The 13427-nt window shown below is 63.3% G+C and carries 15 protein-coding genes; 5 read left to right on the top strand and 10 right to left on the bottom strand.

All coding sequences use genetic code 11. The annotated features are described in order from the left end of the window. The first annotated feature begins 160 nt into the window (after positions 1–160). From JAO75_RS04615 to JAO75_RS04625, 3 genes are all read left to right on the top strand, one after another. Entirely contained in the window at positions 161–664 is a 504-nt protein-coding gene (locus JAO75_RS04615) for a pyridoxamine 5'-phosphate oxidase family protein (protein ID WP_199047074.1), read from the top strand. A gap of 96 nt (positions 665–760) precedes the next feature. After that, on the top strand, positions 761–2053 hold the full coding sequence (pncB, locus tag JAO75_RS04620) for a nicotinate phosphoribosyltransferase (protein WP_199047075.1): 1293 nt from the start codon (positions 761–763) through the stop codon (positions 2051–2053). Between the two features lie 4 nt (positions 2054–2057). Then, entirely contained in the window at positions 2058–2819 is a 762-nt protein-coding gene (locus JAO75_RS04625; protein ID WP_199047076.1) for a LamB/YcsF family protein, read from the top strand. Between the two features lie 114 nt (positions 2820–2933). Here the strand turns inward: JAO75_RS04625 and JAO75_RS25150 are convergent, their stop codons facing one another. From JAO75_RS25150 to JAO75_RS04640, 3 genes are all read right to left on the bottom strand, one after another. Then, positions 2934–4028, bottom strand: coding sequence for a hypothetical protein (locus JAO75_RS25150; RefSeq protein WP_199047077.1), 1095 nt, complete (start codon positions 4026–4028; stop codon positions 2934–2936). 177 nt (positions 4029–4205) lie between these two features. Further along, complete coding sequence (locus JAO75_RS04635) at positions 4206–5087, bottom strand: alpha/beta fold hydrolase (RefSeq protein WP_199047078.1); 882 nt, start codon at positions 5085–5087, stop codon at positions 4206–4208. A gap of 101 nt (positions 5088–5188) precedes the next feature. Next, positions 5189–5731: a YcbK family protein gene (locus tag JAO75_RS04640; RefSeq protein ID WP_199047080.1), complete on the bottom strand. Its 543-nt coding sequence runs from the start codon at positions 5729–5731 to the stop codon at positions 5189–5191. 341 nt (positions 5732–6072) lie between these two features. Here JAO75_RS04640 and JAO75_RS04645 point away from each other — a divergent pair, with 341 nt between their 5' ends. After that, positions 6073–6510: a DUF4112 domain-containing protein gene (locus JAO75_RS04645; RefSeq protein WP_199047082.1), complete on the top strand. Its 438-nt coding sequence runs from the start codon at positions 6073–6075 to the stop codon at positions 6508–6510. Then, the gene (locus JAO75_RS04650) at positions 6511–6918 is read left to right on the top strand and encodes a hypothetical protein (RefSeq protein ID WP_199047084.1); all 408 of its coding nucleotides are present in this window, start codon (positions 6511–6513) and stop codon (positions 6916–6918) included. Positions 6919–7109: 191 nt separating this feature from the next. Here JAO75_RS04650 and JAO75_RS04655 read toward each other — a convergent pair whose 3' ends face one another. From JAO75_RS04655 to JAO75_RS04685, 7 genes are all read right to left on the bottom strand, one after another. Further along, positions 7110–7919, bottom strand: a complete 810-nt coding sequence (locus JAO75_RS04655) for an ABC transporter ATP-binding protein (protein WP_199047092.1) — start codon at positions 7917–7919, stop codon at positions 7110–7112. Continuing rightward, positions 7912–8637 (bottom strand): ABC transporter permease, encoded by a 726-nt coding sequence (locus JAO75_RS04660; protein ID WP_199047094.1) that lies wholly within the window; start codon positions 8635–8637, stop codon positions 7912–7914. The genes JAO75_RS04655 and JAO75_RS04660 overlap by 8 nt, the downstream gene beginning before the upstream one ends. After that, entirely contained in the window at positions 8637–9359 is a 723-nt protein-coding gene (locus JAO75_RS04665) for an ABC transporter permease subunit (RefSeq protein WP_199047096.1), read from the bottom strand. The genes JAO75_RS04660 and JAO75_RS04665 overlap by 1 nt, the downstream gene beginning before the upstream one ends. A 131-nt stretch (positions 9360–9490) precedes the next feature. Further along, positions 9491–10336: a lysine/arginine/ornithine ABC transporter substrate-binding protein gene (locus tag JAO75_RS04670; RefSeq protein WP_199047098.1), complete on the bottom strand. Its 846-nt coding sequence runs from the start codon at positions 10334–10336 to the stop codon at positions 9491–9493. A gap of 228 nt (positions 10337–10564) precedes the next feature. After that, entirely contained in the window at positions 10565–11410 is an 846-nt protein-coding gene (locus JAO75_RS04675) for a transporter substrate-binding domain-containing protein (protein ID WP_199047100.1), read from the bottom strand. 125 nt (positions 11411–11535) lie between these two features. Further along, on the bottom strand, positions 11536–12234 hold the full coding sequence (locus JAO75_RS04680) for a fumarylacetoacetate hydrolase family protein (RefSeq protein ID WP_199047102.1): 699 nt from the start codon (positions 12232–12234) through the stop codon (positions 11536–11538). Between the two features lie 155 nt (positions 12235–12389). Then, complete coding sequence (locus JAO75_RS04685) at positions 12390–13214, bottom strand: DUF4142 domain-containing protein (protein ID WP_199047104.1); 825 nt, start codon at positions 13212–13214, stop codon at positions 12390–12392. Positions 13215–13427: the final 213 nt, after the last annotated feature.

Raw genomic sequence — 13427 nt, forward strand, 5'->3', positions numbered from 1 at the left:
GCGGTTCGTTAAGGCATTCCCGCCGAGAAGATGCGCTATTGCGAACCAAAGCCCACCTTGTCCGTTGTTCACCCGATCCCTCGGGAGCCGGCTCGACCGGCCGAGTGTCTGCCTTCGCCGATCACATCCCGGGAGCATGCAATCAATCGAGGAGACGAGGATGCACCAGCACGGCCATAACGATCCGAATGCCGGAAAGCTCTACGAGCTCATCAAGGATGTGAAGATCGCCATGATGACCACCGTCGACACCGACGGTACGCTCCACAGCCGCCCCATGCACAGCCAGGAGGCCGACGAGCACGGCGACCTCTGGTTCTTCACCCAGATCCAGTCTCCCAAGATGACCGAGATCTCGCGCGACAACGAAGTCAACCTCGCCTACAGCGATCCGAGCAGCCAGAATTATGTTTCGGTATCCGGCAAGGCGGAGATCGTGCGCGACAAGGCAAAGATCGAGGAGAAGTGGTCGGAGCCCATGCGCGCCTGGTTCCCGAAAGGCACGGACGACCCGCAGATCGCCCTGATCCGGGTGCATCCCATCAAGGGCGAGTACTGGGACAGCCCGTCCTCGACCCTGGTGCATCTCTACGGCTACGCGAAGGCCGTCGCCACCGGCAAGCCCCCGAACCCGGGCGATCAGGCGAAAGTCAACCTGACCTGATCGTTCAGCCGGCTTCTTTCTTTCGTGGGGCCGCTCTTTCAACATGAGCGGCCCTTCGCTATGGTCCTGCTTCTTGTGAGTGCTAGGGAGCAGGCGATGGTGGACATCGCGACGCGTGTCTACAATCATACCTGGAAGATCGACCCGATCGTCCGGTCGGTTCTGGACACGGATTTCTACAAGCTGCTGATGGCGCAGACGATCTTTCGCCGCCATCGGGACGTGCAGGTGACGTTCGGCATCCACAACCGCACCACCCGCATCCGCCTGGCCGACATCATCGATGCCGGCGAGCTGCGCGAGCAGCTCGACCACGTGCGCAGCCTGCGCCTGACCCGGGGCGAATCCACCTGGCTGCGGGGCAATACGTTCTACGGCAAGCGGCAGATGTTCTCGCCGGAATTCATGGATTGGCTCGAGACCTTCCGCTTTCCGGAATACCTGCTGGAGAAGGAGGACGGCCAGTACGTGCTCACCTTCCACGGGCCCTGGATCGAGACCACCATGTGGGAGATCCCGGCGCTGGCGATCCTGAACGAGCTGCGCTCGCGCGGCGTTCTGCGGGGAATGGGCAAGTTCGAGCTGCAGGTGCTCTATGCCCGCGCCATGACCCGGGTCTGGGAGAAGATTGAGCGGCTCAAAGCGCTGCCGGATCTTTCCATCGCCGATTTCGGCACCCGTCGCCGCCATGGCTTTCTCTGGCAGGATTGGTGCGTGCAGGCCATGATGGAGGGGCTTGGATCGTCCTTTCTCGGAACGTCCAACTGCCTGATCGCCCTGCGCCAGGAAGTGGAGGCGGTGGGCACCAACGCTCATGAGCTTCCCATGGTCTACGCGGCCCTGGCCGATTCCGACGAGGAACTGGCCGTGGCTCCCTACAACGTGCTGTCGGACTGGCAGGAGGATTACGAGGGCAACCTGCTCGTCATCCTACCCGATACCTACGGCACCACGAACTTCCTGCAGAATGCGCCCGACTGGGTGCCGGCCTGGACGGGCATCCGCGTGGATTCCAAGGACCCCATCGAGGGCGGCGAGGAGGCCATCGAATGGTGGCGCCAGCGCGGGCAGAACCCGCGCGACAAGCTCGCGATCTTCTCCGACGGTCTCGACGTGGACGTGATCGAGCGCATCCACGCGCATTTCCGCGGGCGCATGCGCATCGGCTATGGTTGGGGAACGCTGCTGACCAACGATTTTCGCGGGCTGGCTCCTGAAGGAAAGCTCGATCCCATCTCCATCGTGTGCAAGGTCATCTCGGCCGATGGGCGACCGACGGTGAAACTCTCCGACAATCCGACGAAGGCCATGGGTCCGAAAGCGGAAGTCGAGCGTTACAAGCGCATCTTCCACGTGGGCGAACAAGCGGCGAAACCTGTTCTGGTGTGACAGCATGATCATCGATCTCAACTGCGACATGGGCGAAGGCTTCGGTCCCTGGCCGATGGGGGACGACGAGGCGATGCTCGACATCGTCTCCTCTGCGAACATCGCCTGCGGTTTCCATGCGGGCGATCCGTCCATCATGTTCCGCACGGCGGAGATCGCGAAGCGCAAGGGCGTGGCTATCGGGGCGCATCCCGGCTTCAACGATCTGCACGGCTTCGGCCGTCGCATGATCCGCGGCGATTCTCCCGCCGAGATAGAGCGCATGATCGCCTATCAGATCGGCGCCATGCAGGCCGTGGCGTCGCTTGCCGGGCACAAGGTCACCTATGTGAAGGTGCACGGGGCGCTCAACAACATGGCCAACGAGGACGAGGATCTCGCTCTCGCCATTGCTCGCGCCATCAAGGGCGTCGATGCGAGCCTCATCAACATGTGCATGCCGGGCCTTCTGATGGAGAAGGCATCCCACAATGTCGGCATCCCGGTCGTGCGCGAGATTTTTGCCGACCGCACCTATGAGGACAACGGCACGCTCACCAGCCGGAAGAAACCCGGCTCCGTGCTGCATGATGCCGAGTTCGCGGCGGAGCGCATTCTGCGCGCTGTCCAGGACAAGGCGATCACGACGGTGTCAGGCAAGCGGATTCCGGTCGAGATCGACACCATCTGCGTGCATGGCGACGAGCCGAGCGCAGTGGCCATGGCGCGAACCGTTCGCGCGACGCTGGAGGCGAACGGCGTCAGGATCGCGCCTTTCGCAGGATGATGAGACATACCCTTTGAAGCAGAAATTTCATGGGGCACGAAGGTCAGCGCCCCATGATAGGCAACCTGCGCGGGCTTCTTCCAAGAAGGTGCAAGAACACGGTCCAAAGCACTATCAGTTCTGGACCGGCGCACTTGCAAAGAACCTGCTCAGATCCTTAAGGGCAATCACATACATCTCGCCTTTGCTGCCGATGGCACCGATTGCCCCATCGCCCAGATTGACAGGAGAGGGAAAGCCACCGGGAGACCCTGGGCCAAAGGGACCGCACCAGCCGTTCCTGCTGGCTCCGCCGCCGCCGTTCCCGGGAGTTCCAGGTGCGCCGCCGCGACCTCCGCTTCCTCCCAAGCCGCCCTGGTTATTGACACGAGAATAGCTGAATGTGTCGGCGCCGCGCTGAAGGGACACAAAGACAATCGTCCCTCCAGCGCCTCCCGAACCACCATCTCCGCCTCGTCCGCCCATCCCTGCCATGCCACCGTCGCCTCCAGGACCGGGTCCTTCCTTGCAATCGAAGAGACCACTTGCGCCTTCCTTCCCGTTCCCGGCATGGCCCCCATCGCCGCCCCGTCCTCCGGGCCCGCCTGCGCCGCCATCGATGCCGCGCGCGAGTACCGCAAGATTGAGGAGACCAGCCGGAATTTCCTGATTTTGATCGTCCAGCAACTGCTCGGCTACAACATAGATCGTCGGCAGTGGCAGGCGTTCGCCTGTGCCTCCATTCCCGCCTGTGCCGCCAGGATGTCCGTCGTTGCCTCTACGATTGGTTTCCCCATAGTCATCAGCGCCGCGCTGGCCTGTGTTTCCCATGCGGCCAGTTGATCCGCTGCGGACATTCATATCCCGCTCGATTAACGAATAGCTGAGGGGATCGCGGAATTTGATCCGTCTCGCCGCGATTGCGATCCATGGAGCTTTGAGGTTCGTGAAAACCAGCCGAGATCCTGCGTCGAACACGATTTCGTCGGCTTTGATGATCTGCTGTCCGAATGACTCACTTCCCGTGATCGGGATGACATTCCTGATATTGGGCGCCGTTTTGATAGAGTCGGCAACTTCCTTAGGAATCTCAGGAGTCAGCACATTCGCATGGGCTGACACGTCTTTCTTAATGACGACAGAACTGCCCCTGTCTGTAAGTAATTCTTGAGCCTGAAGCACATAGCCGGAAGCAAGGAACAGACCGGCACCTAGGACAAACCTGTTCATGAGCCTTCCCCTCAACCTAAGACAGCAAATTGCTGCATCTACAATCATAAGTTTAGAGGGCTATGAGCGACAACTTCCCTAAAAGATCTTTCTATTTATCCTTAAGAGCATTAGGGCACGCAGCTATGGTCTGAACGCCTTCTCGGCATCCTGTTTTCCAGTTACTCCCGAAATGGCTTAGATCTGCATTCTCGCGAACGCCCCATCCAGAAAAGGCGCTAAAGCTGCCAGCGTGTCCTCTGGCGCTTCCTCGGCGAGATAGTGGCCGCAGTCGATGGCGTGGCCCTCCACGTCATCCGCCCAATCGCGCCACACGGCCGGCACATCGTACCATTGATCGAGCCCGTTCCTGCGGCCCCAGAGGGCTTGGACCGGGCACATGATCCGACGGCCTGCCTTCCGGTCCTCCTCGTCGAGGCGCATGTCGATGGTCGCCCCGGCGCGGTAGTCCTCGCACATGGCGTGGATCGTGTCTGTATCGGTGTAGCAGCGGCGGTACTCGGCAAGCGCTTCTTCATCGAACATCGAGCGCCCGCGGCGGAGATAGAAGGCATCGGGATCCGACGCGATCAGGCGCTCCGGGAGCGGGTGGGGCTGCGCGAGGAAGAACCAGTGCCAGTAGCCCATGGCAAACGCCATGTCCGTGCGCTGGAAGTGCTCCGCAGTGGGAATGATGTCGAGAACGGAAAGCGCCACGATGCGCTCCGGATAGTCGAGGGCCATGCGATAGGCACAGCGCCCGCCGCGATCGTGACCGACCACGGCGAAGCGCTCGAAGCCGAGGGCCTGCATCAGTTCCACCTGATCGCGCGCCATGGCCCGCTTGCTGTAGGGGGCGTGATCTTCCGTCGTTGGTGGCTTTGAACTGTCGCCATAGCCACGCAGGTCGGCGCAGACGACCGTGTATCTGTCTGCAAGCTTCGGCGCCACCTTGTGCCACATGACGTGGGTCTGCGGATGTCCATGCAGCAGAAGCACGGGCGGGCCGTTGCCGCCGGCGCGCAGGTTGATGACGGCTTCGGAGGTTTCTATCCGGCGGTGAGTGAAGGTCTCGAACATCCGGTGAGTGTCTTACAGTTTTCGCTTTCGAGCCAGAGGTGGCCAGAGCCACGGGCCGTGCGGCTCCGTGGCCCTGGGCAGAAGCGAAACGGGCGCGCTTCTCACCAGGAACGGCGTTCCCCGTTGTCGATGTGGATGATGCCGTTTCGATACATCTTCAAGCCGCCGACCTGCGGGTGCGCGCGCAGGTAGGCCATGACGCCTCGCACGCGGGTGCGGACCCTGAAATCGATGGCGCGGCAGGAGAGATGCAGCGACTGGCGGGCCCCACCGGCACGCCAGTTGCGGGCGCGGCTGCGATGGGTGGATTCAACACTCACGGGGCCGAACTTCGCGGCAACGGATGCAACGACCTCGCGCAGATTGCCGGGGATGCAATTGGTCGGAGCACTCGCCCGCAACGTGATCGTCCCCTGAGAAACCAGAGATGCGAAACCGGAGAGAGTTCTCGCACTAGGCAGGCTTCCTGTTGTCTTGGGATCGTTGAGTTCGTCGTTGGAGGGGAGGCTGGCATATTGGGCCGGGGGAACGAAACTTCCGTCGCCGTCACCGGCTTGAAGCGCAGCCGGCGACAATCCAAACAGAAGCACGCCGGTCACGAGAACTGGTCTGCACGCGTGGCGAACTCGGCAGGTGATGCTCATCGGGTTCTCCCGTTCTGACCCCCTACAGAAGTAGATACCGTCGAAATGGTCCTCCCAACGGTGTCGCTGTTGTTATTGGTCAGGTAACTGACGGTTGCGCAAAGAGCGCTACGGCAAGACTACCTAAAGGAAGCTTGGCACTAAGCAAGAGCGCGCAGGTATGGGGGAGGGGCGTAGACAACGCACATGGTCGGCAAAGCTTTAGCCCGTAAGGCATTCAGCGTGTGGGAAATTTGGTGTTAGTTTTGAAATAACAGAGCCTTAACTCTTGCAGATTGTAGGTCCGATGCACACATTCCGCGCATTGGACCATTCAAGCTTTTGGTCTGCTGGAGACTGGAATGAACACTGCCCGCAGCGCTGTTTTCGACGCGATCAAGACGGCCGGCCCGAGCCGGGAGGATGCGATCGCGCGCATCACCCTGGTTGCAAAGTTGCTGGACAGCGCCTTTCTGATTCCGGGCCTGAACAGGCGCGTCGGCCTGGATGCGGTGCTGGGCCTCGTGCCGGGTGTCGGCGATGCGCTGTCCGCGGCGCTTGCCAGCTATATTGTTTGGGAAGCCCGCCAACTGGGGCTGCCGCGCTGGAAGATCGCCCGGATGATCGGCAACGTTGCGATGGACACCGCCATCGGCGCCATTCCGCTGGCGGGCGACGTGTTCGACGTCTTCTTCAAGGCCAACGAGCGCAACCTGCGGATCATTCACGAGCATCTCGGCACGCCCAAGCGCGGGCCGAAAGAAATCGACGGTGTCGCAGTCAGGATCGAGGAGCGCTGAATGAGACGGCTGTTGTGGATCGTTGCCTGGATTGCCGTGGCGCTCTGGTCCCTGTTCGCCTGGGGAGCCTATGGGCTTCTGGACTTCTTCGGCGGCATGGCGGCTCGCAACGCCGACATCGTTCCGGGCAATCCCGAGGCGGTCGAATGGCTGTCCTGGGCTCTGATCACGCTGAGAGGTCTGGGCCTCGGCGCCATCGTGTTCGTCTGGGGCCTCGTATCGCTGCTCATCCTGGCCGTTCCGGCCGTGCTGAGCCTGTTTCTCGGCAGCTCACGCCACCATCATCATCGCGTTCACGAGTGGCGAGGGCCTGGAACCGGCCCAAACCCTTCAACGCCGTTCACGCCGCCGACCGGATCGTATCAGCCGAACGGATTGCATCCGCCGCGCCGGATCGAGAAGCGCTGAAACGAGAAAGGGCGAAGCGGCATCCGCTTCGCCCTTCGCTTTTCTGGCCCTGGGTGATCGGCCGAAGCACCTGTCATCCCCGGCGGCCGCAGGCCGGGAAGGGGATCCATTCACAGGCGCAACCCTATGGATTCCCTTCCCCTCCGTTGCGCTCCGGCCGGGAATGACACCATTCCTGTCTTGGTCGAAGCCTATCGATGGCTTGAGATGAACTGCTTGAAGCGCTCTGATTTGGGAGCTTCGAACACCTCCGCGGGTGCGCCTTCCTCCTCCACCACGCCCTTGTGCAGGAACACGACCCGGTTCGACACGTCGCGTGCGAAGCCCATTTCGTGCGTCACCACCAGCATGGTGCGGCCTTCCTCGGCGAGCGAGCGCATGACGCGCAGCACCTCGCCGACGAGTTCCGGATCGAGCGCCGAGGTCGGCTCGTCGAAGAGCATCACCTTCGGGTGCATGGCGAGCGCCCGCGCGATGGCGGCGCGCTGCTGCTGGCCGCCGGAGAGGTGAGAGGGGTACTGATTGCGCTTGTCGACGATGCCGACCTTCGCCAGCAGTTCCTCGGCCTCGGCGATGCATTCCGCCTTCGGGCGTTTCTGCACATGCACGGGTGCTTCGATGACATTCTCCAGGATCGTCATGTGGGACCAGAGGTTGAAGCTCTGGAACACCATGGCGACGCGGGAGCGGATGCGGTCCACCTGACGCTGGTCGGCAGGCTCCATGCCCTTGCGGCCCTTCCTCAGGCCGATGGTCTCCCCGCCGATGCGGATCTCGCCGGAATCGGGCACCTCCAGCATGTTGATGCAGCGGAGCATGGTCGACTTGCCGGAGCCGGAGGCGCCGAGGATCGAGATCACGTCGCCTTCCTTGGCGCTCAAGGAAACGCCTTTGAGGACTTCGAGCGATCCGAAGCTCTTGCGGAGATTCTGCACGGAAACGGCCTGGGCCGCCTCGGAGGACGCAAGCTGGGACGACAAAGGTGCAACTCCGTTAGACATGGGCGGCCTCCAGACGCGGCTCCACGGCCGGTGGGCGCCGCAGGTGAGGCGAGAGCCACCATTCGATGGCCATGATGATGCGGGTGATGATGAAATTCATGATCAGGTAGATCAGGCCGGCGACGACGAACACCTCGATGGCGCGGAAGGTCTGCGAGATCAGCTTCGCGGCGAGGCCCGTGACCTCCATCATGGTGATGACCGAGGCCAGCGATGTCGCCTTCACCATGAGAATGATCTCGCTGCCATAGGCCGGGAGGGCCTGCCGGACTGCGATGGGAAAGACGACGCGGCGGTAGAGCAGGAAGCCCGACATGCCGCAGGCCCGTGCGGCCTCGACCTGGTTGTGCGGGACGGATTGCAGCCCGCCGCGCATGATCTCGCTGGCATAGGCGGCCGTATTGAGCGTGAGGGCAAGCACCGCGCACCAGTAGGGCTCGCGGAAGAAGACCCACAGGCCCCATTCCTGCAAGGTCGGGCGGAACTGGCCGAGGCCGTAATAGATCAGGAAGATCTGCACGAGCAGCGGCGTTCCGCGGAACACGAAAACATAAGCCTGGGCCGGCCAGTCGAGCACCTTGAGGCCCGACATGCGCATGAGCGCCAGAAGCATGGCGAGAACGGCGCCAAGGCCCACGGCCATGAAGGCGAGGTTCAGCGTCAGCGGCACGCCGCTCAGCAGGGTCAGAAAGGCATCCCACATGAAAGCGAAGTCCATCAGGAAGCCCTCCGCATGCCACGCATCGAGTGGGTCTCCGCGCGCTGGAACAGATAGGTGGAAACCCACGTAATGAGCAGGTAGAGCACCGCAGCCGTGAGATAGAAATCGAACGGGCGGCGCGTGGAGCCTGCCGCGATATGCGACTGGCGCAGTAGCTCGACGAGGCCCGTCACGGAGATGAGCGCCGACTCCTTCAGGACCAGCTGCCACGTGTTGCCGAGGCCCGGAATGGCATAGCGCAGAACCTGCGGGGCAATGATGCGGCGGAACATGAGCCAGCGGTGCATGCCAACGGAGCGCGCCGCCTCGATCTCGCCGCGGCTGACGACCTGATAGGCGCCGCGAAACACCTCGGCTTGATAGGCGCCTGACACGATGCCGATAGCCATGGCGCCCGTCGCGAAGGCCGGCACGCCGATGAAGCCGTCGGCGCCGAACAGGCTGCCGATGGCGCCGAGGGCCGCGCTGCCGCCGAAATAGAAGAGATAGATCACGAGAAGATCGGGGATGCCGCGCAGGACCGTGGTGTAGCCGTCGGCCAAGCCGCGGATCACGACATTGCCGCCGATCTTGCCCCAGGCCACCAGGGTGCCGACGACGGAGCCCGCGAGGAAGCCGCAAGTGGCGACCGCAATCGTCATGCCGGCTGCGGTGAGGAGCGCCCATCCCCATCCATTGGGACCGAACCCGACGAGCTCGAAATAGCTCAGTTGCTGCACGCGTCTCAACTTTCTTGAATATGTCTCCCCCTGTGGAAGGCAGCGGGCGAGACAGCACTTTCAACATCCGGTTTCGACCGGATCCATCCCGGGCCCGCAGAGCCGGGCCCGGGATGGATTTTTTTCCGTCATCAGGCCTGCGGGGTCGCGTCGATCTTGAACCACTTCTCGGACAGCTTCTTGATCGTGCCGTCCTTGATCGCAGCCTGGATCGCCTCGTCGAAGGACTTCTTCAGCTCCGCGTCGTCCTTGCGCATGCCGACCGCAACGCCCCGGCCCAGCACGCCGCCGCGCATGCCCGTGCCGGCGATGACCATGTCCTTGAACTCGGGCTTTTCCTGCGTGGCCTTCAGGGCCCCATGCCCGGCGAAGATCGCATCGATGCGGCCGGCGGTCAGGTCGAGGTCGTGCTGCTCCGTCGTCTTGTACTCGCGGATCTCGATGGTGTCCTTGAGATGCTGCTCCAGGAACTGCGAGTTCACGGTCGAGCCCTGCACGCCGACCGTCTTGCCCTTGAGGAGCGGCTTCCAGGCCTCAATAGCCTTCTTCGCGCCCTCGGGATCCTTCTCGAAGCTCACCGTCGTGCCGGTTCCGGCCAATTTGGCGAGGGGAGAATCCTTCATCACGCCGAAGCCGTGCGGGGTGGATGCATAGGGAAGCGAGAAGTTCATCACTTCCAGGCGCTTGTCGGTGATGTTCATGCCGGCCATGATGGCGTCGTACTTCTTCGCCTGCAGGGCCGGGATGATGCCATCCCAGTCCTGAGCCACGATCTCGCACTTCACCTTCATGCGCGCGCAGAGTTCATTGGCGAGGTCGATCTCGAACCCTTCGAGCTTGCCGCCCGCGCCCGTGAAGTTCCACGGGGCATAGGCGCCCTCCGTGGCGATCTTGACCGTCTTCTCCTGCGCGGCGGCTCCACCCATAGCGAGAGCGGAGGCCAGCAGGCCTAAACCCAAAGCCTTGAACAGTTTCATCGTCATCCCTCTGGTCAGTTTCGACTGATCCCGTTGTCGGGTGACAGGCGGCTCCGTGAGCCGGAGCTGTCATCCTGCATGCCAAAGCTAACATTCAAAAGCCAAGCCGGTGCAAGCCCTAAACATGTTCAATAGGGCAGCCAAGCTGGCAATTTCAGTGGCAAACAGGCTTTCCCATACGAAAAAGGCGCGGCCGAAGCCGCGCCTTGATCCTGCTGGCGAGATCGATCAGCTGCGGGGGGTCAGGTCGACCTTGAACCACTTCTCGGACAGCTTCTTCACGGTGCCGTCCTTGATGGCGGCCTGGATCGCGTCCTCGAAGCCCTTCTTCAATTCGGCTTCACCCTGGCGCATGCCCACGCCGACGCCGGCGCCGAGAATGCCGCCGGTGATCGAGGGACCGACCATCGCGTAGTCCTTGAACTCGGGCTTGTCGAGGGTGCCGATGATGGCGGTCGAGTCGGCCAGAACCGCATCGATGCGGCCTGCGGCGAGGTCGAGATCGTGCTGCTCGGTGGTCTTGTACTCGCGGATCTCGGCGACGTCCTTCAGGTACTTGTCGGCGAACTTCGAGTGGATGGTCGAGCCCTGGACGCCGATGGTCTTGCCCTTCAGGAGCGGCTTGTAGGCCTGGATGGCCTTCTCGGCGGCAGCCTGCTGGCTGCCCAGGTTGAAGGCCTCACCGGTGCCCGGCATCTTCGCCAGCGGCGAGTTCTTCGCCACGAGGAAGCCGTTCGGGGAGTTGGCATAGGGACCGGCGAAGTCGATGGTCTTCTTGCGCTCGTCCGTGATGCTCATGCCGGCCATGATGGCGTCGTACTTCTTGGCGGTCAGCGCCGGGATGATGCCGTCCCAATCCTGGGCCACGATCTCGCATTTTACCTTCATGCGCGCGCACAGGTCGTTGGCCAGATCGATTTCGAAGCCTTCGAGCTTGCCGCCGGGGCCCGTGAAGTTCCAGGGGGCGTAAGCACCTTCCGTGGCGATCTTTACAGTCTTCTCCTGAGCGGCTGCTCCACCCATGGCGAGAGCGGAGCCGAGGAGGGCCAAGCCGATGGTCTTCACAAATTTCATTTGTCGTTCCCTTGTTTGTGGGCCCGGCTCGAGGCCAGGGCCTGACTTACCGCAGCCCTCTCGGGCCGCGCCGTGACGCAGTAACGGCCAAACTTCGAAAAAAGGCAAGGGGCGCCCGTACCGCCTTACACAACCCGCAGCCGGATCTCGCCGAGACCCTGGACGGCTCCGACCATGATCTGCCCTTGCTTGACCGCCCCCACGCCGTCCGGGGTGCCGGAGAAGATCACGTCGCCCGGCGCAAGCTCGAAATACGAGGAGAGATAGGCGATCTGCTCGGCCACCGACCAGATCATGTCCGACAGGTCGGCCTTCTGCCGCACGGCATCGTCCACCGTCAGGGAGATGGCGCCCTTCGCGGGATGGCCGACCTTGGACACGGGATGGATCGGGCCCACGGGGCCGGAATGATCCGCAGCCTTGCCCAGCTCCCAGGGACGGCGGAGCTGCTTGGCCTCGTCCTGCAGGTCGCGGCGGGTCATGTCGAGGCCGACCGCATAGCCGAAGACGTGGTCGAGAGCCCGCTCGACGGGGATGTCACGGCCGCCCTTGGCCAGCGCCACCACCAGCTCGATCTCGAAATGGTAGTTCCCGGTCTTGGGCGGATAGGCGTGATCGGCCGTTGCGCCCTCGGCGACCGGCTGGAGGGCATCCGCCGGCTTCATGAAGAAGAACGGGGGCTCGCGGGTCGGGTCGCCGCCCATCTCCCGCGCATGGGCGGCATAGTTGCGGCCGACGCAATAGACGCGGCGCACCGGGAAGAGGTCGGCCGTTCCGGCGACGGGCAGGGCGGGGATCGAAGGCGCGGGAATGACGTAGGCCATGGGAGCTCGCGAGAGGTGAGGTGTGATGCTCCTTCCTACACCGTGCCGCCCGCATCACAAGCCGGGAAAAGGGCTCAACCTTCCTTTGCCGCCGCTGCAAACGGAAACGGCGGGTCCAATGGACCCGCCGTCAGGCGACTTCGGTTCAGGTTCGCTTAGCGGCGACGGGCGGTCGCGCCGGGAAGGCGACGGGAATCCTCGAGGTGATGCTCGATGTGCGGAACCACCGAGGCCGCGAACTGGCGCAGGGACGGATCGTTGCCGGCCTGGGCATAGCCCGCGTGCAGGGCCAGAGCCTCCTGGTGCGCCATGCGCTGGGTCTGACCGTAGAGGCGGTCGAACTGCGGGCCCGAGGTCGAGGCGAGCTGGTTCAGCATGGCCATCTTTTCCGGCGGAAGCGGAACGCCGAGGCGGATCGGGGTCACCGAGCCCGTGGCCTGGACGTCGGCCGCACCGCCGGCCGCCGCGCCCGTGCTCGCACCGATGCCGGCGCCGACCGCTGCGCCCACGGGGCCGCCCACAAGGGCGCCCACGCCGGCGCCGGCCAGGGCACCTGTCGCCGTGCCGCCAGCCGTGCTGGGAGAGCCGCTCGCGGTCGCACCCGCTGCCGTGCCTGCGGTCGCACCGATGCCGGCGCCAACGGCTGCACCCACCGGCCCGCCGACCAGGGCGCCGATGCCCGCGCCGGCCAGGGTGCCGCTCAGGGAGCCGCCGATGAACTGGCCGGAGGCGGTGTAGACCGGACGGCCGCCGTTCAGGGCCTGGCTCGTCGTCGTGTGATCCTGGATCATCCGTTCGGCATAGCGGCGGACGGCCGGATTGCGGGAGCGCTCGAGGGCGAGCTGGCTGGTGGCGATCTCGAAGGCATCCGATTGGGCCGCCATCATGCGATAGGTCTGGCTGTCCATGACCATCTGAGCGGAGGCCGGGGCGGCCGAAACGGATGCGGCCAGGGCCGCGAGGGCGACGTATTTCTTCATGGGATGAACTCCTGTTGTCCCAGGTCCCAGAACATCGTGCGCAGTCCGAAAGGCCTGCGAAGTTCATGGGTGTCTGCTGCACCCCTTCAACGGGGAGCGATCTGAGCGGTTCCAGAAGATAAGAGGAGATGCAGGGAAAATACTGCTGCGAATACTGAAGCTTAGCTTTGCTTGCGCTGTCGCGGGGCGAGACGTTAACATGTGTTAGCGCGG

The sequence above is a fragment of the Microvirga splendida genome, assembly GCF_016427565.1.
In the GTDB taxonomy this organism is placed as follows: domain Bacteria; phylum Pseudomonadota; class Alphaproteobacteria; order Rhizobiales; family Beijerinckiaceae; genus Microvirga; species Microvirga splendida.